General features: G+C 60.7%; 22 protein-coding genes and 1 tRNA gene. 7 read left to right on the top strand and 16 right to left on the bottom strand.

Annotation, left to right across the window (positions count from 1 at the left end):
• The coding region (locus FD715_RS22620; protein WP_189799596.1) for a hypothetical protein at window positions 1–661 on the top strand (661 nt) is incomplete at its 5' end.
• A 156-nt stretch (window positions 662–817) separates the two neighbouring features.
• Here FD715_RS22620 and FD715_RS21200 read toward each other — a convergent pair.
• Window positions 818–1,165, bottom strand: a complete 348-nt coding sequence (locus FD715_RS21200; protein ID WP_147114883.1) for a DUF3768 domain-containing protein — start codon at window positions 1,163–1,165, stop codon at window positions 818–820.
• A gap of 193 nt (window positions 1,166–1,358) precedes the next feature.
• On the opposite strand from FD715_RS21200, the gene FD715_RS21195 reads away from it, so the two are divergent.
• Window positions 1,359–3,386: an NACHT domain-containing NTPase gene (locus FD715_RS21195; RefSeq protein WP_189799595.1), complete on the top strand. Its 2,028-nt coding sequence runs from the start codon at window positions 1,359–1,361 to the stop codon at window positions 3,384–3,386.
• Window positions 3,387–3,654: 268 nt separating this feature from the next.
• On the opposite strand, the gene FD715_RS21190 is transcribed toward FD715_RS21195, so the two are convergent.
• From FD715_RS21190 to FD715_RS21165, 6 genes are all read right to left on the bottom strand, one after another.
• Window positions 3,655–3,729, bottom strand: a tRNA-Phe gene (locus FD715_RS21190).
• Between the two features lie 81 nt (window positions 3,730–3,810).
• Window positions 3,811–3,981 (bottom strand): DNA gyrase inhibitor YacG, encoded by a 171-nt coding sequence (locus tag FD715_RS21185; RefSeq protein ID WP_147114878.1) that lies wholly within the window; start codon window positions 3,979–3,981, stop codon window positions 3,811–3,813.
• Window positions 3,978–5,000 (bottom strand): ribonuclease E/G, encoded by a 1,023-nt coding sequence (locus FD715_RS21180; RefSeq protein ID WP_147114875.1) that lies wholly within the window; start codon window positions 4,998–5,000, stop codon window positions 3,978–3,980. The genes FD715_RS21185 and FD715_RS21180 overlap by 4 nt, the downstream gene beginning before the upstream one ends.
• Window positions 4,997–5,563, bottom strand: coding sequence for a nucleoside triphosphate pyrophosphatase (locus FD715_RS21175; RefSeq protein ID WP_147114872.1), 567 nt, complete (start codon window positions 5,561–5,563; stop codon window positions 4,997–4,999). Before FD715_RS21175 ends, FD715_RS21180 begins: the two co-directional genes overlap by 4 nt.
• A 195-nt stretch (window positions 5,564–5,758) precedes the next feature.
• Window positions 5,759–5,977 carry a translation initiation factor IF-1 gene (infA, locus tag FD715_RS21170; RefSeq protein ID WP_005978431.1) on the bottom strand — a complete coding sequence of 73 codons (219 nt, stop codon included), beginning with the start codon at window positions 5,975–5,977 and terminating at the stop codon, window positions 5,759–5,761.
• An 81-nt stretch (window positions 5,978–6,058) separates the two neighbouring features.
• Window positions 6,059–6,949 carry a carbon-nitrogen hydrolase family protein gene (locus FD715_RS21165; protein ID WP_147114870.1) on the bottom strand — a complete coding sequence of 297 codons (891 nt, stop codon included), beginning with the start codon at window positions 6,947–6,949 and terminating at the stop codon, window positions 6,059–6,061.
• 148 nt (window positions 6,950–7,097) lie between these two features.
• Here FD715_RS21165 and FD715_RS21160 point away from each other — a divergent pair, with 148 nt between their 5' ends.
• Both FD715_RS21160 and FD715_RS21155 read left to right on the top strand, forming a co-directional pair.
• Window positions 7,098–8,060, top strand: a complete 963-nt coding sequence (locus FD715_RS21160; protein WP_147114867.1) for a LysR family transcriptional regulator — start codon at window positions 7,098–7,100, stop codon at window positions 8,058–8,060.
• A 30-nt stretch (window positions 8,061–8,090) separates the two neighbouring features.
• Window positions 8,091–8,789 (top strand): NAD-dependent deacylase, encoded by a 699-nt coding sequence (locus tag FD715_RS21155; RefSeq protein ID WP_147114864.1) that lies wholly within the window; start codon window positions 8,091–8,093, stop codon window positions 8,787–8,789.
• A 45-nt stretch (window positions 8,790–8,834) separates the two neighbouring features.
• Here FD715_RS21155 and FD715_RS21150 read toward each other — a convergent pair whose 3' ends face one another.
• The 4 genes from FD715_RS21150 to meaB form a co-directional block, all read right to left on the bottom strand.
• Window positions 8,835–9,323 carry a copper chaperone PCu(A)C gene (locus tag FD715_RS21150; RefSeq protein WP_147114861.1) on the bottom strand — a complete coding sequence of 163 codons (489 nt, stop codon included), beginning with the start codon at window positions 9,321–9,323 and terminating at the stop codon, window positions 8,835–8,837.
• A gap of 41 nt (window positions 9,324–9,364) precedes the next feature.
• Window positions 9,365–9,706, bottom strand: a complete 342-nt coding sequence (locus FD715_RS21145) for a hypothetical protein (RefSeq protein ID WP_147114859.1) — start codon at window positions 9,704–9,706, stop codon at window positions 9,365–9,367.
• 134 nt (window positions 9,707–9,840) lie between these two features.
• A complete protein-coding gene (rpmB, locus tag FD715_RS21140) occupies window positions 9,841–10,131 on the bottom strand; it encodes a 50S ribosomal protein L28 (protein WP_039684004.1) in 291 nt (96 codons plus the stop codon).
• Window positions 10,132–10,237: 106 nt separating this feature from the next.
• Window positions 10,238–11,251, bottom strand: a complete 1,014-nt coding sequence (meaB, locus tag FD715_RS21135) for a methylmalonyl Co-A mutase-associated GTPase MeaB (RefSeq protein ID WP_147114856.1) — start codon at window positions 11,249–11,251, stop codon at window positions 10,238–10,240.
• Window positions 11,252–11,324: 73 nt separating this feature from the next.
• Here meaB and hrpB point away from each other — a divergent pair, with 73 nt between their 5' ends.
• Window positions 11,325–13,724 carry an ATP-dependent helicase HrpB gene (hrpB, locus tag FD715_RS21130; RefSeq protein ID WP_147114853.1) on the top strand — a complete coding sequence of 800 codons (2,400 nt, stop codon included), beginning with the start codon at window positions 11,325–11,327 and terminating at the stop codon, window positions 13,722–13,724.
• A 3-nt stretch (window positions 13,725–13,727) separates the two neighbouring features.
• Here hrpB and FD715_RS21125 read toward each other — a convergent pair whose 3' ends face one another.
• The 3 genes from FD715_RS21125 to FD715_RS21115 form a co-directional block, all read right to left on the bottom strand.
• On the bottom strand, window positions 13,728–14,756 hold the full coding sequence (locus FD715_RS21125) for a 2-dehydropantoate 2-reductase (protein ID WP_189799594.1): 1,029 nt from the start codon (window positions 14,754–14,756) through the stop codon (window positions 13,728–13,730).
• Window positions 14,716–15,621: an ornithine carbamoyltransferase gene (gene argF / locus FD715_RS21120; protein ID WP_147114848.1), complete on the bottom strand. Its 906-nt coding sequence runs from the start codon at window positions 15,619–15,621 to the stop codon at window positions 14,716–14,718. Before argF ends, FD715_RS21125 begins: the two co-directional genes overlap by 41 nt.
• A 72-nt stretch (window positions 15,622–15,693) precedes the next feature.
• Window positions 15,694–16,866: an aspartate aminotransferase family protein gene (locus tag FD715_RS21115; protein WP_147114845.1), complete on the bottom strand. Its 1,173-nt coding sequence runs from the start codon at window positions 16,864–16,866 to the stop codon at window positions 15,694–15,696.
• Between the two features lie 248 nt (window positions 16,867–17,114).
• Between FD715_RS21115 and FD715_RS21110 the strand changes: the two genes are divergently transcribed.
• Window positions 17,115–18,020 carry a DMT family transporter gene (locus FD715_RS21110; RefSeq protein WP_147114842.1) on the top strand — a complete coding sequence of 302 codons (906 nt, stop codon included), beginning with the start codon at window positions 17,115–17,117 and terminating at the stop codon, window positions 18,018–18,020.
• Window positions 18,021–18,113: 93 nt separating this feature from the next.
• The gene (locus tag FD715_RS21105) at window positions 18,114–18,689 is read left to right on the top strand and encodes a GcrA family cell cycle regulator (protein WP_147114838.1); all 576 of its coding nucleotides are present in this window, start codon (window positions 18,114–18,116) and stop codon (window positions 18,687–18,689) included.
• Between the two features lie 75 nt (window positions 18,690–18,764).
• Here FD715_RS21105 and cueR read toward each other — a convergent pair whose 3' ends face one another.
• Window positions 18,765–19,154: a Cu(I)-responsive transcriptional regulator gene (gene cueR, locus FD715_RS21100; protein ID WP_147114835.1), complete on the bottom strand. Its 390-nt coding sequence runs from the start codon at window positions 19,152–19,154 to the stop codon at window positions 18,765–18,767.
• A complete protein-coding gene (locus tag FD715_RS21095) occupies window positions 19,151–21,544 on the bottom strand; it encodes a heavy metal translocating P-type ATPase (RefSeq protein WP_147114832.1) in 2,394 nt (797 codons plus the stop codon). The genes cueR and FD715_RS21095 overlap by 4 nt, the downstream gene beginning before the upstream one ends.
• Between the last annotated feature and the right edge of the window lie 100 nt (window positions 21,545–21,644).

Genomic DNA, 21,644 nt, shown 5'->3' with positions numbered 1-21,644 from the left:
CATCCTTGACGCAGTTCGGAATGGAACCAGGCAATTAGCTTCTGAGATTGCCGATCTAACGGACTACCGAGGAGGTCCTACAACGACGGAATATCTGCTAACAGCAGCTATCGCCCGCACACTACTGGCAGCTGGTCATGACACCTACGTTGAACGTCAGTATCGCAAAATGTGTAACATGATGGTGCGGAAGGCTGACGTAGACTCAAAGCAATCATTTGGCGGCCAACGGGCCGACGTATGCGTCATGTTAAACAGTGTCCGTGCCGTTGCTGTGATCGAAGTGAAAATAGGCGTCTCTACATTTCGCAAGGTGAAAAAGGACCTGCTGAAAATTCTCAACCTGTTCTCATCGATGAAACCGCCGCATGCTCAGAGTCTGCTTGGTTTCTCGGTGTTTCAGATCCACATTAAGCAGACTGAGGATCGATATCTCCTGGAACACTTCAGAAGTTCTCATGCCGCTCGCTTAGCGTCGATAAGCGCCGACCTTAGGGAATTTGAACGTGAGTGGCCAGGATTTCGGTTCGACCTACAGCAAATCGAAAGTGGTGACGACGGTTTGGTCGCTCAAGAATTGGAATGGGTTGAAGGCGAGAAAACTTGGGGCATGCCGGGTCATGCAACCAGACACGCTATGATAGTGGTTCGCTCAGCTTAGACGTTTGAGGCAAATCAATTCCCGGCAAAACTGAATGTCGAGCAGCACAAAAGTTGATTAAATCAGGTTTTTTCCTCCACCCACACACGCGTTTCCTCAGAAATACTCCCCAAAACTTTCCTCACGAAAGTCTTTCTGAGTTCTTACAGGGCCAGCTTACCATTCGTGAGCCAGCATGATGGTGAGCACTCGGCGGGTCTTGCTGAGGTCCGTGGGATCATCGGAACCCATCGCATAGTCGGTGTCATACGCATCAACCTTCCAGAACAGTTGATGCCCATGCAATTCAAACGCGCCGAAGTCATATTCGCCATGTGGGTCGGTGTCGTCAGTGAAATCATCGAACTGAGCAACCTTTTGGATCAGCATCTCAGTGGGGACATCCAGTTGTTTCAGCAGGTGAACCACCCCAGCGGTCACAAACCGTTGCCCTGGCACGCTTGGATCACCCTTTCGAAATGCATCGTTCAGTTGGGCTATCTCGGTGTCTTCGGTTGACGCCATGGGGACCTCTTGCTGTGGGGTCCAAAGCAGTTATGGCGATGTGATGGGGAGAGCGACTGAAAAGTGTGTAGGCTTGGAAGCTTCACTCATGTTGCCCAAGCTTGAATCAGCGGCTGACCAAATACCATATCATAGAATTCAGCCTACACTGTCTGACAATTTCCTTGATCAGCGCCGGTCCATCGCGGCAAACATGACAAGCAGCTTGGCTTATCCAAACAGTCCTTGGGAGATCGAATTGGTTCTAGACGTGCTTTCAACGGAACTAATCCGAAAGGCTGTCGGCCTGGTTAAGGACGAAGTTTCAGATTTTATCAAAAGCAAGAAAAATAAGGACATCAGCGAACTTGTCGCTAGCCACAAATTATCCATCGAGGATGCAGACAAGGCGCGCTCGAAAACCTTGTCGGATTTGAGCAACCTGGAAGGCTCAAAAGTTACTGATCTATTGATCGACCACATGCAACGAGTCTCGTCTTGGAGCGAACTTGTCTACTTTCGCGAAATGCCCCACGGCAAAGAAATAAATGACGCCTACATACCTCTCGATATGTTCTTAGTCCCGATCGGACGACATGTTTCAGAAAAAGAGAAGAGGGCTAAAATTCCAGTAGATGAGGTGCTTACCTCGAAGGACCATAATCTAGTTATCTTGGGAGGCGCAGGTGCTGGTAAGACCACTGCTCTGAGAAATTTTGCCAACTCATTTCTCAAGGCTCGGCCCGAGACAACCAAAGCACACTCTGCTTTGGTTTTGCTACGTTTTCGAGACGCTAGAACGTCTCACACCAAGGGACGGTTTGTAAGAACCTTAATCAGACAAGAATTGGGTTTAAAAATCGATGCTGAGAACACCATCCTGCTCGATGTTCTACCTGAGCTACGCAAAGAGGCCGAAAATTACCTAGAAGATCGCATTCTAAAGGCGCTTTCAGATATCTCCGCAATCGTTCTTTTGGACGGCCTGGATGAGGCAGGCACCATTGCGACGAAGGGTGAGGTAATTGAGGAACTAGACAAGTTAGCTCGAAGATGCCCTGGCATACGTTTCATTCTTACGTGCCGCACAGGGGAGCTCTCTTCCATGCCACGGGAGTTCGTAGACTATCAGATCGCGCCGATGACATCTTCCCAGATCAACACGTTTGTCAAAAAGTGGATTCCTGGCCGATCAGATCAAAGTGCGGTTCGTCAGGCAATTGATGAGAAAGGCTATAGCGATGTTGCAATGAGGCCCATCATTCTAGCTTACATCTGCTCCATTTATGAAAGAACAGGAGACGTTCCCTCCAACCCGCGAGACCTTTATCAGAAAATGACGGATATCATGATTGAGGAATGGGATGATGACAGAGTTGTCATCCGAGATAAGCGAGGAAGTGTTTTCAACCGACAACGTAAACGTGAGTTTTTAGAGCGCTTCGCTTTTTATGCTTCTTTTGAGACAGGCCGTTCGACCTTTTCGGAGTTCGATGTTTCGGCGTTGCTGAAAGCTCTACGTGGCCGCTTCCGATTGGGCAGAATAGACATGCAGAGTGTTGTTCAGTCTCTCGAAGAGCACACAAGTCTATTCGTCAAAACCGGAAGACGAGGGGACTACGAGTTTTCTCATAAGACCATCCAAGAGTTTATGGCCGCCGAATATTTGGTGAAATTAGGCCGTTTGCCAAAAGAACTCCCTAAGGGCCGGAACGTGGTGCCCGAACTAGCGATGGCTACAGCTTTGGCGTCTGAACCCACCGCATATTTGATCAACGTTCTGGATTCTTACTTCCGCGAAAACGCAACCATACAAGACGCGTTGGTCCCTTTGCTTGAGCGGCTTGTTCTCGAAGACATTGTTTTGGACGGAGAGGAGGGCGGGTTCGACGTTGCGTTGTTTGCGCATAGCCTCTTGAAGGTTGGCCAAGCAGCATTCAACAGACGGGACCTTTTGTCTTTGATAAACAAGGATGGTGAGCGGGGTATCGCCAAGCCAGCCTTGGATATTCCTTGGTTACAGAGCTTTGTTGAGGGTGATTGGGAGGCTTTCTGTCTATCTATTCAGGAGAACTACCGCTTAATTCACTCAGTAAAACTTTCGGAGAACGTTTTACTGGAGCCGAAGCGCAATAGCATGCTTCCACATAGAGCACTCTTGGTTTTGGACGCAGAACTTTACCAAGGTGAGATTGTCGATACGATTACAAGGACTAGACGGGGGATTTTTGGCTCTAACTAGTTTCGGCCTTCAAGGTTGAAACTTTATCCAACAAATTCAACATCCTAACACCGCATCATCACTCCAAAAGCACCATAAGCACGGCAAGGAGCGTTGCTAGGCTGCTGTGCTAGAACTGTGCTAGGTGCACGGCGCGGCGCTCACAACACACTGTGCTAACAGGCGTTTTTCAAACTGTGCTAACACTGTGATAAGGGTTTTCGCGAATTCTAGCGATTTTCGCTGCATCGCAGAAATCCAGCAAGCTAATGTTTTTACTTGATTTAAATGGTGCCCGGGGGCGGAATCGAACCACCGACACGAGGATTTTCAATCCACTGCTCTACCCCTGAGCTACCCGGGCACGGGTGAAGCCTGCGGCTTCGGGTGCACGCGTGATAAGCGCATCACCGTGGACTGTCCATAGGAAAATCGCACCAATTTTCTAGTGCGTTAACGGGCCTTCATCAATGGCCGAACCCTCGTTGTCCTCGCGCTGCGACGGCACTGCGTAGCCACCGTTCATCCAACGTGCCAGATCAATGTCAGCGCAGCGACGCGAACAAAATGGGCGGTACTTCAGATCAGTCTCTTGGGCGCAAATCGGGCAGCTCATTTCACCACCTCCGCGAGGGCCGGGCGGGCGCGTTTGCGTTGCAACTCGAAATGCCCCAAGGGCGTCCAGCCAGCCATAACGGTATCAATATCATCGCGGCGCAACGCAGCCCGAAGTGCAGTTTCGAATGTCGCGCGTTCCTTTTTCGGCATGGGCGCCAAGTCTATGGTGATCTGCCCGCCCAGACCCAGCACGCGCAAAGCCGATGGCAGCGCACGGGCGCATGCGAGGTTTGCGCGCAATCCTGCCGCAAAGGATCCGTCAGCGCCCGTGTTCACGTCCACCGCGATCAAAGCGCGTGTGGCTTCGACATACATGGTGGCACCGCCATCCAGCGGGATCGCGCCAGTCCGGACGGCATCTATCGCGTCCAGAACGCTCTGCGCCTCGAAACAACCGGATGTCGTCACGACTTGCGCAGGTTCAACCCAGTCCCTCCAGGCCAGGACATGAGGTCCGTCGCCTTCGGTCAGGATGTCGGGTGCGGTGCCGTTGTCTGCGGTGACTTGTTCGGCGAGTTGGCGCATGGCCGTGATGTCATCGAGCACCTCGTCAGCCGCAGCGTCCGCGGCGGCTGACCGCAGGATGAGGCCCATGTCGCTGCCTTCCATCCTGTCATGGGCCAGCGCAAGCAGCGCGTCGCGTATATCGTCGTCGCGGATGCTGCGCGACAGATTCAAACCCGGCGCCTCGGGCGTGATGATGGCGTAGCGGCTCTTAAAGAGAAGCTTGTGCGACACGGGAATTGCCTTGCCCGGTTCGGCATAGCCCGTGACCTGCACCTGCAGGACCTCCCCCGCCCCGATGCCCTTGACACCGCGCAGGTAGGCGGAGCCATCCGGGGTTTTGAGAAAGATGCCCCCCTGACCTTTGACCGGCCTGTCGGTCACGGCGCGGTAGATCGTGCCGGGTCGCGGGGCATCTGCGTCGACCAAGAGGTCATCCAGCCGCCCGTCGACCATTAGGGCAGCGGCTTCGCGCCCATTGATATGGCCAAGCAAGATTTCACGGCCCTTCATCTCCAGACCCTCATCCCAGCGGCTTGCAACAGCCCAGCTGTTTCAGCCAATGGCAAGCCGACGATGGCGGAAAAAGACCCTGAAATCCATGGGATAAGCGCACCAGCAGGCCCTTGGATGGCATAGCCACCTGCCTTGCCTTGCCAATCCTCCGTGGCCAGATAGCCAGCCAATTCTGGCTCTGACAAAGGTTTCATCTTGACGGTACTGACCACATCGCGTTCCCAAATCTGGTCACCCTTGCGAACCGCAACGGCCGTGATCACACGGTGGCGTCGACCGGACATCAGGCGCAGAAAGGACGCCGCCTCGTCCTTGTCGGCGGGCTTGCCCAGAATGCGGCGTCCAAGGGCGACGGTGGTGTCTGCACACAGGACGACATCGCTTTTGTCAGCCGTGACTGCCGCCACTTTCTCGCGCGCCATGCGGGCGCAATAGGGTCGCGGCAACTCGCCCTTACTGGGGGTTTCGTCGATGTCAGGCGGGCGCACGTCATCGGGTACGATCCCAAATTGTGCGAGCAGTTCAAGCCGTCGCGGGCTTCCCGATCCGAGGATGAACATCGCTGATCCTAACCCGTGTCTGACCCATGCGTGCGCTGCATCAGCATGCGCGCGACAGCGGGTGTCATGCCAGTCCGCTCGGCCCTTGTAAATATGGTTAACACGCGAAAACCGGCAATGCAGAACCCGTACACACCCTGTGCACAGGGCGTGCGCCGTTTGTGCACCAAACCCAACCGTTAACGGAGCGTACGGTTACTTGAAGCGGTAGTTGATCCGACCCTTGGTCAGATCGTAGGGGGTCATCTCGACCTGCACTTTGTCGCCTGCCAGAACGCGGATACGGTTCTTGCGCATTTTTCCTGCCGTGTGTGCGATGATCTCATGGCCATTCTCAAGCTCGACCCGAAACGTCGCATTGGGCAGGAGTTCCTTCACGACACCGGGAAATTCGAGCGTATCTTCCTTGGCCATGGTCTCTCCTTCGTTACACAGCCCGCCAAGTTGCGGACGCGCCACTAAATGCGCCTCCGCGCCCCATAATTCAAGGGCTAATCAGGCCAGTGTCACGACTGTGACCGGATCGGCACGACCATCCTGCAGCGCCCAGTCCCGGCGGTTAAGCACGACGCCGTCGGCGCGCACGGCCGCGATGGCGGACAGGTCGACGTCGCCATAGACCCAGCCGGGCTCGTTCAGGGCGCCTTGTGCAATGACGCCAGTATCGGGAAAACCTGTGTCAGGGGGGCCATAGATACCGCCAGCGCCCACCGACATGTCAACGGCTTCCGACCAGGGCGCCGCGCCGACGACAGAGGACATCACCGTCACGCACTGGTTTTCGAGCGCTCGCGCCTGCGCGCCGATCCGAACGCGGGAATATCCCGAAAGCGCTTCGGTCACCGACGGGATCAGCAAGATGTCGGCGTCGGACAATGCGTGACCAAGCAAGGGAAATTCGCAGTCGTAGCAGATCAGCACGCCGATCTTTCCCAGGCTCGTGTCGAACAGACGAAGGGGACCACCGGGCGCAACATTCCAGGTCTCCGCCTCAAAGCGGGTCATGATCTGCTTGTCTTGCCACCCTGCCGCGCCGCCGGGCGCGAAAAACCGAGCGCGGTTGACCGGGCGGTCGATCCCACCGGGCAGATCGCGCGTGGCGGGCGCGGATGCCGCAAGGATATGAACGCTGAATTGCGAGGCCAGATGCGCGTGCAGCGCGTCCGCCTCTTCCAAGCGATCCGCCACAGCGAACAGGGATGCCTCAAGATCGCCTGCAACGTCAGGGCCTGCCAGCGTTGCCAGTTCCATCGCGCCATATTCAGGGAAAACGAGCAACTGCGCGCCCGCCTCGACTGCCTCGGCAACCCAAGCCGTCAGCTTGTCCTCGTATGCGGCCCAACTGGGCAGGACATCAAGAGGGTAAGAGGCGGTCGCGATCTTCATACCCTGTTGTGCCCCGCGCAAGGCACGCGGCGCAAGATGCGCGGCACCCCTTTCATTTTTTGAAAATTAAAGCGGGCCAAACGCACATTTTTCTTGACCAAGGGGCCATCGGCACATTCAAAGATCATGAAACTTGATGGGGCAGAACATGCTGAGCAAGGGCGTCACACTGCGCGGTCTGGAAGTGTTCGAAGCGCTGGCCGCCACCGGATCTGTCGCTCAGGCGGCGGCTGTCACCGGGCTGAGCCAACCGGCGGTCAGCCAGCAATTGCGCAACCTGGAAACGGCCCTTGCCACCGATCTGGTCGATCACGGCAAACGACCCATGCGTCTGACGCCTGCAGGCACCAGCTTTCTGGCGCGGGCGGAGGCGGCGCTGTCGCAATTGCGGCTGGCGCAGTCAGAGTTGACGGTCATGGATCTTGCTCACCTGTCGGCCCTGTCCATCGGGGTCATTGACGATTTTGAAAACGATCTGACGCCCCGATTGGTGACGATCCTGGCCGACAGCCTGACCCGCTGCAAATTCACGCTAGCGACGGCGCCAAGCCACGAAATTCTGCAAGCCATCGCCGACAAGAGCCTGCACATCGCCATCTCGGCCAGCGACGGCACGATGCGCGATGGCGTACTGGAGTATCCGCTCGCCCGTGATCCGTTCATCCTGGTCGCGCCGCGTGGCGTGGTGCGCAACAACGACCCGATGGCAATCCTCCCGGATCTGCCCTTTCTGCGATACGAGCGTGAGCAACTGATCTCGCGCCAGATCGAGGCACATCTGGCGCGGCAGAAGCTTAGCTTTACAGATCGGTTCGAGATCGGCAGCCACCTGGCCCTGATGGCCATGGTGGCGCGGCGGATCGGCTGGGCCGTGACCACACCGCTGGGCTACATGCGCGCGGGCCGCTTTCACGATCAGGTCGATGCGTTCCCCCTGCCCTTCAAGCCGTTTTCACGCACCATATCGCTCTATGCCAGCGCCGACTGGGCGGGCGAGGTGCCGACGGATGTCGCCAACACCATGCGCAGGCTGATCAAGACCCACATGATGGATCCGGCGCTGGCCCAACTGCCATGGCTGGCGGGCGAATTGCGCCTGCTGGACGCTTGACCGAAGCGAAATGAGACACGGAGACAGGGCATGTCCGCATCCTCCATCGTGATCCTGACCGGCGCAGGCATTTCCGCCGAAAGCGGCCTTGGCACCTTTCGCGATGAGGGTGGTTTGTGGGCGCAGCACCGGATCGAGGATGTCGCCACGCCCGAAGGTTTTGCGCGCAACCCGCAGCTGGTGGTGGACTTTTACAACGCCCGAAGAAGCCAGGCGGCAGAGGCCGTGCCCAATGCTGCACATGCCGCCCTTGCCCGGCTGCAGGCAGAGCACGCGGGCGCGGTTACCCTTGTGACACAAAATGTAGACGACCTGCACGAAAAGGGCGGCAGCAGCAATGTCATCCACATGCACGGCGCGTTGAATTCAGCGCTATGCGCAAGCTGTGAACACCGGTGGCCCGCCCCGTTGGCGATGACGGTCGCTCACGACTGTCCACGATGTGGCGCGCCCACGGCCCGACCGGACATCGTCTGGTTTGGCGAAATCCCGTACCACATGGAGCGGATTGAGCGGGCGCTGGCACAGGCTGACATCTTTGTCGCCATCGGCACGTCAGGCAATGTCTATCCTGCGGCCGGGTTCGTGCAGATGGCGCGCCATGTCGGCGCGCACACGGTCGAGATGAACCTTGATCCGGGCGAGAATGTCGGTCTGTTTGCGGATACCCGACCGGGCCGCGCTTCGGAAACCGTGCCTGCCTGGGTGGACGAGATCCTGGCCACGTAAGGCGGATCAGTATCCGCCTTACTGCCTGGGTTTGCAGGGTGCGGCCTAGTGGTCGTGATCGCTGTGCGCGCCGTGCCCATGCGCACCCGCTTCGGGCTTGCGTTCATTATCGACGGGGATGGTGACAACCACTTCCCCGGCATTTTCAAAAACCAGCGTCACGTCGATGGTCGCGTCCTGCTCAAGCGGGCTGTTCAGCCCCATCAGCATGACATGATCACCACCGCGCATCATGTGGTGCATCTCACCGGCGGCAACGGGGAAGCCTTCTTCGACCTCGACCATTTGCATGATACCGTCACCGCTTTCGATATGGGTGTGCAATTCCACGCGCGCGGCGGCATCAGTGCGGGCCGCGATCAGCCTGTCGTCCTGACCGGATTCATTGTGGATCATCATAAAGGCCGCGCCGGACTTTGCCGTCGGGCCCGCGGCGCGGGCGTAGGGGTCCATGATCATAATGCCATCGGCCAGGGCCGGAACGGAAAGAAAGGTCGCCGCACATGCGGCGGCAAGGGTCGTGCGCAAGGACATCGTGTCCTCCTGTTTTGGTATTGAATGTCAGTTCAGTGAAGTCAGGCCGGAACAGGGGGCCCGCGTGCCGACGGGTTCGGGACAGCGCTGCCCTCATGTGCCAACCCGGCAGGCCATGAGACACCTGTTGCACCGTGGGGCAACGACGTCGCGGCCGCGGCGGGCGGCACGAGGGCTGCCAGCAGGTGCAAGGCGCAATCCGGGCAAAGATGCGTCGCAGCCGTCGGCTGTCCGTCTGCATCCACGAAGATTGTGACGACCTGTGCCCCGGAGCAGATTACGATTTGATCCACGGCGGCTGAGGCGCCGCGTGCCGTCGCCGCGCTGTGGCTCGTCACCACCAGCACAAGGCTCAGGAGTATGGCGGACAGGGCGCGCTGCATGGCATGTATCTAAAGGGACTGCAGCGCCGTCTCAACTGCGGCACAATTGCATGTGCCGTATCAAGGAAGCAAAGCAAAAAACGACAAAGCCCCGCGTGCAAAGCAGGCGGGGCCTTCAATTGGATAGGCTAAGCTCAGGCTGTGGCAGCTTGGGCTTTTGCAATCTCTTTCTTGACCTTCAGCGCACGGTCCGACAGCTCGACATCCTTGGCTTTGGCAAGGAAGGCGTCCAGACCACCGCGGTGATCAACCGAGCGCAGTGCCGCCGCCGAGATGCGCAGCTTCACGCCGCGGCCCAGTGTTTCGGACTGCAGGGTCACGTCGTTCAGGTTCGGCAGGAAACGCCGACGGGTCTTGTTGTTGGCGTGGCTGACATTGTTGCCAGTCATCGGGCCTTTACCGGTCAGTTCGCATACGCGCGACATGGGTTTATCCTCTTCTCCGCTGTGCCGCCTGGTCCGTGTTGCAAGGCCCGAAACGACATAGGCACCGCGCAGGTGTGGCGGCGCCATCGAAATTCGTTTCGTGGCTTTAGGGGGAATCGGGAACCGGGTCAACCCGGGCCGGGCCGAAATTGGCATCCAGAACGTCCAGCATCTGCGCGGCGGCCGCTGACGGCGCAAGCGCACCCTTTGCCACCTGCGACCCAAGCTGTTCCATCGCCCGCTTTGCCGAAGCATCGTCCAGCTTGGACAACAACGCCGACCGCACGTCTTGTTCAAACCAGTACCGGGCTTGAGCCGCGCGGGTCGCCTCGAAAAAGCCAGCCTCTTGACGCCAAGCGACAAGGGCCTGCATGTCGGCCCAGGCGGCGTCCAACCCCTCTTCGGCCAGTGCCGACACCATCATCGCCTTTGGATATCCGTCCGGATCCTGCGGACGTTTGCGGAGCAGGCGTAACGCCCCCGCGTAATCCGCGCAGGTGCGCGTGGCTGCCGGTTTCAGATCGCCGTCCGCCTTGTTGATCAGGATCATGTCGGCCATCTCCATGATCCCGCGTTTCACGCCCTGCAGCTCATCGCCACCCGCGGGCGCCAGCAGGAGCAGAAACAGATCGGACATCTGCGCCACAACCGTCTCGGATTGGCCAACCCCCACCGTTTCAATCAGCACGACGTCAAAGCCCGCACCCTCGCACAGCGCCACGGCCTCGCGCGTGCGGCGGGCAACACCGCCCAGATGGGTCTGGCTGGGCGATGGGCGGATAAAAGCCCCGGGTTCGCGGCTGAGCCGGTCCATGCGTGTCTTGTCCCCGAGGATAGAGCCGCCTGACCGGGCCGAGGACGGATCGACCGCCAGAACGGCCACGCGCAATCCAGCCTGAACCAGCGTCATGCCAAACGCTTCGATAAATGTGGACTTGCCGACACCTGGCGTGCCCGAAAGGCCAATGCGCAGGGCCTGTCGGTCACGGGGCAAGGCACCCAGCACCTCCGCTGCCTGCGCCCTGTGATCCGCGCGCCCGCTTTCGACAAGCGTGATGCCGCGCGCCAGTGCACGGCGTTCACCGGCGGCAATGCGGCGGGACAAATCCTGAATATCCATTGCGGCTTTCTGCGGGCGCATCCGTGAAATGTCCAGTGTTGGCGCCCAACGCACGTTCAGCCATAAGGCCGTTATGAGCCGCCTGCCCATCGACGATATCCTACCCGAGCTGATCGACACCCTGCGCACGCAGGGTCGTGCCGTGCTGCAAGCGCCGCCCGGCGCGGGCAAGACGACCCGCGTGCCGCTTGCGATGCTGGAAGCAGGTATAACCGGGGGCCGTATCCTGATGCTTGAGCCGCGCCGCCTTGCCGCGCGGAACGCGGCCGAACGTATGGCGCAGACCCTGGGCGAGAAAGCCGGGCAGACGGTCGGCTACCGCATCCGCGGGCAAAGCGCTGTCAGCACGGAAACGCGGATTGAGGTGGTTACCGAGGGTATCCTAACACGCATGTTGCAGGACGCCCCCGACCTGCCCGGCGTTGGCGCTATCATCTTCGACGAATTTCACGAACGCTCGCTCAATGCCGATCTGGGCCTTGCGCTGTGTCTGGAAGTGACTGAGGCGCTGCGGGACGACCTGATCCTCCTTGCCATGTCGGCCACACTGGACGCAGGACCGGTCGCGGATGTGATGCAGGCCCCGATCCTTACGTCCGAGGGGCGCAGTTTTCCGGTGACGCCACACTGGCTGAAGGCGCCGTTACCCAAGGGATCGAAGTTCGAAACCGCGATGGCGGACCTGATCCGCACAGCCTACCACGACGCGCCGGGCGGGCTCCTCGCCTTTCTGCCGGGCGAAGGTGAAATCAGACGCACGTCGGCGCTTCTTTCTGATCTGCCGAACGTGCAGCCCCTCTTTGGCGCGATGGACTTCAAAGCGCAGCGCGCTGCTGTCACCCCGTCCGACACGCGCAAGATCGTGTTGGCCACATCCATTGCGGAAACATCGCTCACCATTCCGGACGTCCAGATCGTTGTTGATGGCGGGCGGGCGAGACGCGCGCAATTCGATCCGTCATCGGGCATGTCGCGGCTGATCACCGAAAAGGTCACGCGGGCCGAGGCCACCCAGCGCGCGGGCCGCGCCGGGCGCGTGAGCCCGGGTGTTGCGTACAAGCTGTGGACCAAGGGGGAGGACGGTGCCTTGTCGGGCTTTCCGCCCCCCGAGATTGCCGTTGGCGACCTGGCGCGCTTTGCTTTGGAACTGGCCATATGGGGCGCGCGCGAGACCGATCTGCGTTTTGTCACGCCACCTCATGAGGGCCGCCTGGACGAGGCGCGCGGCGTCTTGCGCATGCTGGGCGCGTTCGATGCCCAGAACCGGATCACAGCGCATGGGCGCGATCTGGCGCGCCACCCGCTGCATCCGCGCCTGGCCCACATGCTGGTGACCGCGGGCAAAGAGGCCGCGCCGCTTGCTGCGCTTTTGGCTGACCGTGACCCGCTACGAGGGCACGGCGTGGACCTCAGCCTGCGCTTGCGCGCGCTTAGATCCCCGCAGGACTTCGGGGAGGCTGCGCATCGCGGCGCCATCGCGCGCATCCGGGGCGAGGCAAAACGGCTGGCCGCGCAGCAAGACAAAGGGCCGAACCTCAGCCCTGCGGCGATGGCTTCGTTGGCCTATCCAGACCGGATTGGCAAACGTCGGCCGGGCGATGCCCCGCGCTATGCCCTGTCCGGTGGCAAGGGCGCCGTGATGCCGGACGGGGACGCCCTGGCAGGCCAAACTCTGGTTGTTGCAACAGACCTCGATGGCAACCCGCGGGAGGCGCGGATCCGGCAGGCCGCGGCACTGACATTGTCGGAGCTTGAAGATTTGTTTCCCGATCAGATCGCCTGGGTCGATACCTGCACCTGGTCGAAACGGGATGGCGCCGTGCTGGCACGCACGCGGCGGCAATTCGGCGCGCTGGTTCTGGAGGATCGCGCGTGGCACGATGCGCCCGATGATGCCATCGCACGCGCCATGCTCAGCGGTGTGCGGCAACTGGGTCTATTGCCCTCAAAAGGTGCGCAGCGACTAATGGCCCGTGCTGCACTGATGAGAGATGACTTTCCGGATATCGGGCCCGACGCGCTGTTAGACACTCTGGAGGCGTGGTTGCTTCCCCATCTGTCCGGTGTCCGAACAACAGCCGAATGGAAAGCCTTCGACATCTTGCCCGCACTGCAGTCCTACCTCGGCTGGGACAACATGCAACGCTTGAACCGCGCGGTACCCGGCCATTTCGAAACGCCTTTGGGACGACAGGTGCCCATTGACTATGACGAGGCGACGCCCGGTATTTCCGTCAGGTTGCAGGAGATGTTCGGCGTCACGCGCCATCCGATGGTTGGACAGGTGCCTTTGCAGATCACCCTTCTGTCCCCGGCACAGCGCCCCGTTCAGGTGACGTCAGACCTGCCGGGGTTCTGGGCCACGTCCTATGAGGACGTGCGCAAGGACATGCGCGGGCGCTATCCCAAACATCCCTGGCCCGAAGATCCGACGCAAGCCGACCCGACGCTGCGGGCCAAGCCAAGGCGATAATCGCTAGTCCCTGATCTGCTCGGGTGTCAGGCCTGGCGGGCCAGCGCCCGCCTCCTCCGCTTCGCGGATCAGCTGGCGTATCCGCGCGTTGAGCGGTGCCTGTCGCCCATGTCGGTCTGCGAGCGCGATGATCGCGCCCTGCAGCGCGTCAATCTCGGTGCGCCGCCCGCGCTTCAAATCCTCCCACATGGACGATCTGGCACGGGCGTCGATCGTCAGCATTTGCGACGCAATCCGGCGAAAGATCGGCGTGGGCAGGCGCAGGATATGAGGGATGACGTGCGGTGGCGCCGCGGTGGTCTTGGCGGGCGAGATGCCCGCGACCGACAGGATGCGCAGCGCTTCGGCCATCTGGTCCGCCATCAGCCGACGCCATGCCCGGTTTTGTAACTGTGTCAGCAAGGGCAGGTCGGACAGCGCATTGATCGCATTGCCGAGATTGATCAACAGCTTGCCCCACTGGACCGCCTCGATGTTGTCCACCTGACACCATTTCAGTGTCGGTGTCATGATGTCCGGCAGTGGGCCGGCTTCGACCAGGATGTCTCCGGATGTACCGCGATGATAATGCCCCGGCCCCTCGGCCACGACGTTGAACGGCACCATAGCTGCGCGGACATCTGCGGCTGGCAAGGCCGCGCGCAGGATACCCGCGTTTTCGACGCCGTTTTGCAGGCTGATCACCTGAGCGCCCGGCGCATGTGCTGCAATCTCGGCCGCCATGTCGGCCGTGTCGCGCGACTTGACGCACACGAGGATCATATCGGCCCCATCGAACGCATCCGCTGCCGTTGCAACCATGCAGGGCGCGGCGACATGCGCGGCATGCCCGTCATAGTCCGTAAGGCGCAGCCCGGCCTCAGCACAGGCCGCCGCGACCTGCGGGCGTGCGAGAAAGCGCACGTCCTGCCCTGCCGCAGCAAGCAGACCACCCACGTAACAGCCGATACTGCCCGCGCCTGCGACTGCTATGCGTGGACGCACCAAGACGTCAGGTGCCCAGACACCAGCGCATGATGGCCTTTTGCGCATGCAGACGGTTCTCGGCCTCGTCGAAGATGACCGAGTGCGGGCCGTCCATGACCTCGGACGTCGCCTCGTCATCGCGGTGTGCGGGCAGGCAGTGCATGAACAGGCTGTCCGGCTTGGCCCTAGCCATGAGGTCGGCATTGACCTGGTAGCCGCGCAACTGATTGTGCCGCCGCTCGCGTGCAGATTGCGGGTCGTGCATGCTGACCCAAGTGTCGGTCACGATCAGGTCCGCCCCCTGTACGGCGACGTCCGGATCGCGTTCGGTCTTATAGAGGCCATCAAGCGCCGGTTCGGGATCCAGCGGCTCCGGCCCGGTGAATGTCAGATCAAAGTCGAACTGCTTGGCCGCGTGCGCAAAGCTTGCAAAGACGTTGTTGCCGTCACCGGACCACACCACCTTCTTGCCCTTGATCGGGCCGCGATGCTCTTCGAACGTCATCACGTCGGCCATAATCTGGCAGGGGTGCGTGCGGTTGGTCAGTCCGTTGATGACGGGGACCGAGGCGTATTCCGCCATTTCGAGCAGCGTCGCTTCTTCGAAGGTGCGGATCATGATCAGGTCGACATACCGGCTGAGGACGCGGGCTGTGTCGGCAATCGTCTCACCATGTCCAAGCTGCATGTCCGAGCCAGACAGCACCATCGTCTGGCCACCCATCTGGCGCACCCCGACGTCGAAGGACACGCGGGTTCGTGTCGACGGCTTTTCAAAGATCAGCGCGACCATATGACCGGCGAGCGGTTGATCGTCATCCGGTGCGCCCTTTGGACGGCCCGCGCGCGCCGATTTCATCGCGTGGGCGCTGTCGATGATTTTGCGCAGTTCGGGTTGATCGGTTGTGTGGATGTCCAGGAAATGGGTCATTCTTTAACTCTTGTTTGGAAAGCGCCGGGGGCCAGCCCCCGGACCCCCGGGATTTTTCTGAAACAGGGAAGATCAGGCGGCAACGGCCTGCGCCGCTGCATCGAGGCGCGTGATGGCCTCTCCGATCTCTTCGTCCGTGATATTCAAGGGCGGCAACAGGCGGATCGTGTTGTCGGCTGCCGGCACGGTGATGACATTGTGCGCGTAGCCTGCGGACACGACGTCCCCGCAGGCTGCCTTGCACTTGATGCCCATCATCAGGCCCGAGCCGCGCACCTTTTCAAAGACGTCCGGATGCGCAGCAATCAGCCCTTCGAGCTTTTGGCGCAGCAATCCCGCCTTGCGGTTGACGTCATCGAGGAAGGCCGGGTCGCCTACGATGTCCAAAATGGCGCAGCCCACGGCACAGCCCAGTGGATTGCCGCCGTAGGTGGAGCCGTGCGTGCCAGCCGTCATGCCGCTGGCCGCCTCTTCGGTCGCCAGAACGGCGCCGAGGGGAAAGCCGCCGCCGATACCTTTGGCGACCATCATGATGTCGGGCTCGATTCCCGCCCATTCATGGGCAAAGAGCTTGCCGGTCCGGCCAACGCCGCACTGCACTTCGTCGAGGATCAGCAAGATGCCCTTTTCATCGCAGAGGTCGCGCAGACCTTTGAGGCATTGATCGGGCACGGGAATGATCCCGCCCTCACCCTGCACCGGTTCGATCAGGATCGCCGCCGTTTCGTCGGTAATGGCGGGTGCGATAGCATCATGATCGCCGAACGCAAGATGCGTAAAGCCGGGCAAGAGCGGGCCAAAGCCCTTCGTCATCTTTTCGGATCCGGCAGCGGCAATCCCCGCGGACGACCTGCCATGGAAACTGCCGGAGAAGGTGATGATGTCGACCTTTTCCGGATGCCCTTTATCGTACCAATATTTGCGCGCCATCTTCACAGCCAGCTCGCAGGCTTCGGTGCCGGAGTTCGTGAAAAACACCGTATCGGCAAAGGTTGCATCAACCAGCTTGTCCGCGAGGGCCTGCTGTTGCGGGATGTGATAGAGGTTGGAGGTGTGCCACAACGCCCCCGCCTGATCGGTCAACGCCTGCGTGAGCGCAGGGTGGGCATGCCCCAATGCATTCACCGCAATCCCGGCTCCAAGGTCCAGAAAACGTCGGCCATCCGCCTCGATCAGCCAGGCGCCCTCGCCTTTGACAAAGGTCAAAGGAGCGCGGTTGTAGGTTGGCAGAACGGACGTGATCATGCGGATCATCCTTTTTGAAGAGCCAATGCGTCAGGGCACGTTGGTGCATGAGGCATAAGGCGGGGTCAACAATTTTGAGAAGAGGGTGTGCCATCATGGCACGATGGATCAGTCGCAGGCCTTAGCTGCGTCGCGTGGATCGTCGGAGGGCGCTTGTTCTGATCATGGTGTGCATTTAGCGAAGCCAATCGCGACATGCCAGCAAAAACGCACTTGCGCTCGCCGCCGCGGAGGCGCAGGCACGACGCATGTTCGCGCCCAAGGCCCAAAACCCCGCGCTTGCGGCGCTGCTTATCGTTTGCGCCTGCGCTTTCATCGCCGCGACAACGCTCTTTGCCAAGGCGCTGGGAACGGATCAGTTCAGCACGCCGCTTCACCCTTTCCAGATCAGCTTTGGTCGCTTTCTGTTTGCCTTTCTGACGATCAGCACAGTCGCGCTGGTGCTGCGACCGCGATTGCAACGCCCCCATCTTGGCCTGCATCTTGCGCGGACAACAAGCGGTTGGGCCGGGGTCACTCTCATGTTCGCGTCGGTTGCGTATATCCCCCTCGCGGACGCGACGGCGATTTCCTTTCTCAACCCGGTCTTTGGCATGATCCTAGCGATCCCGCTTCTTGGGGAGCGGGTGGGTAAGTGGCGCTGGCTGGCGGCGGGCATCGCGCTGGTGGGTGCGATGATCCTGCTGCGGCCGACACCGGAGAGTTTCCAACCTGCCGCACTCCTTGCCCTCGGCGCGGCGATGGCACTGGGGTTGGAATTGAGCTTCATCAAAAAGCTGACCGAGCGGGAGGGACCGTTTTCGATCCTTCTCGTCAACAACGCGATTGGTCTGTGCATCGCAGGCTTTGCCGTGTCTTTCGTCTGGACCGAGCCCAGCGTGGCTCAATGGATGTTGATGGCAGGCGTCGGTTGCGCGATGGCCGCAGCACAGGCCTGTTTCGTGAACGGAATGGCCCGCGCCGACGCCAGCTTTGTCGCGCCTTTCAGCTACGCGACACTGATTTTTGCGGCTCTTTACGATGTGGCGTTTTACGGGGTGATCCCCGATAGGATCACCATCCTAGGGGCTGGGATCATCATCGCAGGTGCCCTGTTGCTCGCGTTCCGCGAAGGGCGGCGCGCAAGGCCGCGGGCGGCACGTCCTCCCTTGTAACTTCGACGCACGTGATTAGAATAGAACGCTAACACCAAATGAGACACAAAGGCGGCCCCGTGTGAGGCCGCTTTTTAAATCGGAAAGCTGCTGATGTCCTGGACCGACGAACGCGTTGAACTATTGAAAAAAATGTGGGGCGAGGGCCAGTCGGCCAGCCAGATCGCCAAAGAGCTTGGCGGCGTCACCCGCAACGCGGTCATCGGCAAGGTGCACCGGCTGGGCCTGTCCAACCGCGCAGGCAGCGGCGGTAGCGCAACAACCGCCAAAGCGGACGCAAAGCCAAAGGCGGCGCCCAAGGCCAAGGCGGAGCCGAGACCGCAGCCCAAGACCGAACCGGCGGTCAAACCCGTCACGGCGCCCGAAACCAAAACCGCCGTCCCGGCCCGCAAGCAGATCATCCCAGCAGGCCAGCCCCTGCCGCCGCAGCCTTCTGCCAATGAAATCAGCCCGGAAGCGCTGGCCAAGGTGAACGAGGTCGAGAAAAAGGCCAAGAAGATCAGCCTGATGGAATTGACCGAGCGCACCTGCAAATGGCCCGTGGGCGATCCGGCGACGGACAATTTCTGGTTCTGCGGTCTGCCGGTGCAACAGGGCAAACCTTATTGCGAGGCACATGTGGGCGTGGCGTTCCAGCCCATGTCGTCACGCCGCGACCGCCGCCGCTAATCCAGCGGCCGCCCGACGGCGACGACATATTTGAGGGGGCGCTGCCCCCGGTCTGCGGCCTCCCCCGTGGTATTTTCAGTCAGAAGAAGACAGACTGTTCAGGATCGGACAATCCGGCCTGTCATCACCCGCACATGTTTTGACCAGATGACGCAGTGTGTCACGCATGGCCGTCAGATCGGTAATCTTTGTCTCGATAGCGCCCAGATGTTCCTGAGCGATTTTGCGGACGTCGGCGCTGGCGCGTTTCCGGTCTTCCCACAAGGCCAGTAAAGACCTGCAATCCTCGACCGGGAAGCCAAGCGCGCGGGCGCGGGCCAGAAAGGTCAGCTGGTGGATATGCGTGTCCGAGAACGACCTGTACCCATTGGCGCCGCGATCAGGGGTGATCAGGCCGATGTCTTCGTAATACCGGATTGTTTTTGCGGGCAGATGTGTCGCCTCGGCAGCCTGCGAAATGTTCATGTCTCACCCTTTCTGCGCAATCGAAGCGCGTTGGTGACCACGAACACCGAGGACAGCGCCATGGCCAGAGCAGCGAGCGCAGGCGACAGTTGTGGGCCGCCAAACGGCACGAGCGCCCCCGCCGCGACCGGGATCAGGGCGGTGTTGTAGACAAACGCCCATCCGAGGTTTTGCCAGATATTGCGCAAGGTCGCTGCGCTGATCCGCAGGGCGCGTACCACTGCCGCCGGATCCGGCGACATCAGCACCACGTCCGCCGCTTCGATGGCAGCATCGGTCGCGCCATTGACAGCCAGACCGACGTCCGCCGAGGCCAGCGCAGGCGCGTCGTTCAGCCCGTCCCCGACAAACGCTACATTGCCATGCTCCGCGCGCAGCCTTTCCAGCGCCTTCACTTTCTGATCCGGCTTCACGCCTGCGACAACCGTTTCGATGCCGAGGGCGCGAGCCACGTGTCGGGCTGCAGATTCCGTATCGCCGGAAATCATTGCAACGACGCGCCCTTGCGATTTCAGGGTGGCGATAGCCCCCTTGGCACCGTCGCGCACCGTGTCCCGAACGCAGAGTGAGGCCACATGCGTGTGGTCGGCGGCAACGTGAACGACAGTTGCGCCCGTTTGCGCCCATTGGTCCGCTTTGACCGCAAGCGTTGGATGCAAAGGTATTTCTTCGCGGGTCAGCAGATCGGCGCTGCCGATGGCAACGCGCTGTTGCCCCACATACGCAATGGCACCTGCGCCAAGCACCGCCTCGAATGCCGTCACATCTGTCGGTGCCCTCGGCGCAGCGCTGGCAATTGCGCGCGCAATCGGGTGCTCGGACAAGCTCTCAACCCCTGCGGCGAGGGTCAGGACCGTCTCTTCGCTCCAGCCATCTGCAACGGCTGTTTCATGCACATCCGGGGTGCCGAGTGTCAGGGTGCCCGTCTTATCAAACGCAATGACCGATGCGTCTTGCAAACGCTGCAATGCGTCGCCCTTGTGAAACAGGACACCAAGTTCGGCGGCGCGCCCGGTGCCCACCATGACCGACATCGGCGTGGCCAGCCCCATGGCGCAGGGGCACGCGATAATCAGCACGGAGACGGCGGCAACCACGGCTGGAGCCAGTCCCGACAACACCCACCACGTGGCAAAGGTGACGGCCGCCACCAGCAGGACGGCCGGGACAAACCAAGCCGTGATGCGATTGACCAACGCCTCGACCGGCAGCCGTGCGGCCTGAGCGTCACGAGTCAGGGCCGTGATGCGCGCAAGGACGGTATCTTCACCGATGTGGGTGGCCCGCAAGGTCAGGCTGCCGGTTGTTGCAACCGTACCGCCAGTGACCGGATCGCCCGCCCGCTTGAGGACCGGCACCGGCTCGCCCGTCAACATGCTTTCATCGACATGGCTGTGCCCGTCTTCAACCACGCCATCGACAGGTACGCGGCTGCCCGGACGCAGCCGCAACAGGTCACCGACAGCAATCTGGTCAAGTGGCACCTGTTCTGTGCCGCCATCAACGATCCGCTCGGCGTGATCGGGCCGCAAGGACAAGAGGCGACGCACAGCATCCCCTGTGCGCCCCTTTGCGCGCGCCTCAAGCCAGCGCCCCATCAGGATCAGCGTAACAATGACCGCTGCCGCTTCGAAATAGACACCGGATGGCGGCAGGATACCGGGCGCAAGGACCGAGAACGCCGAAAATGCAAAGGCTGCCCCCGCGCCAAGGGCTACCAACGCGTCCATATCCGGGCGCGCCTTGACCAGGTTGGGAAACCCGCGACGGAAGAAGGCGGCCCCCGGCCCGGCCAGAACGATGGCGGTCAGCACCAGCTGAAACAGATGGCTGTTTGCAGTCCCAATGTTGCGCATCACCCAATGGTGCAGCGGGTGAAAAGCGTGCCCGCCCATTTCGATCAGAAAGACGGGCAACGTAAACAACGCCGCAACCACAAAGCGTCTGAAATCGCTCGCGCCAGCGTCCACTTCTTCCGGCGCATCCGGCGCGTGTGAATGTTCGGCCGGATATCCGGCGGCGTCTAGCGCCGCGTTGACCGCCGCGTCCGGTCCAAGCGTTTCAAACACGACGGTTTTGGTCGGCAAGCGAGCGTCCGCGCGCACGACGCCAGGCACCGACCGCACCGCAGCCTCGATCCGTCCGACGCAGGACGCACAAGACATGCCGGGCACATGCAACTCGGTCCGGCGCACCGCAGCAGGATAGCCCGCCTCGTCCATCACGCGCACAACGTCTGACGCCGAAACCCCCGACACACGGGCACTGTGGTCTGCGAGGTTCACGCGCGCCTCTTGCGCGCCGGGCATCGCGGCCAGCGCGTCCTCGGCCCGGCGCACGCACGAAGCGCAATTCAGGCCGGACAGTCCAAAGGTCAAAACGGTACCCATAGCGCGCAGATAGGCCTTCCAGTGACTGGAAGGTCAAGCCCCGCGGTGAAACAAACCATGGCGGAGGTGTGAGTTGTACGTCAGCCTCGACCGTGACAGT

Origin of the sequence: Tateyamaria sp. syn59 (assembly GCF_007995245.1) — a bacterium.
GTDB lineage: Bacteria > Pseudomonadota > Alphaproteobacteria > Rhodobacterales > Rhodobacteraceae > Tateyamaria.
Note: the sequence above shows the minus strand (reverse complement) of the source record. Positions and strands in the feature narration are given on the sequence as shown.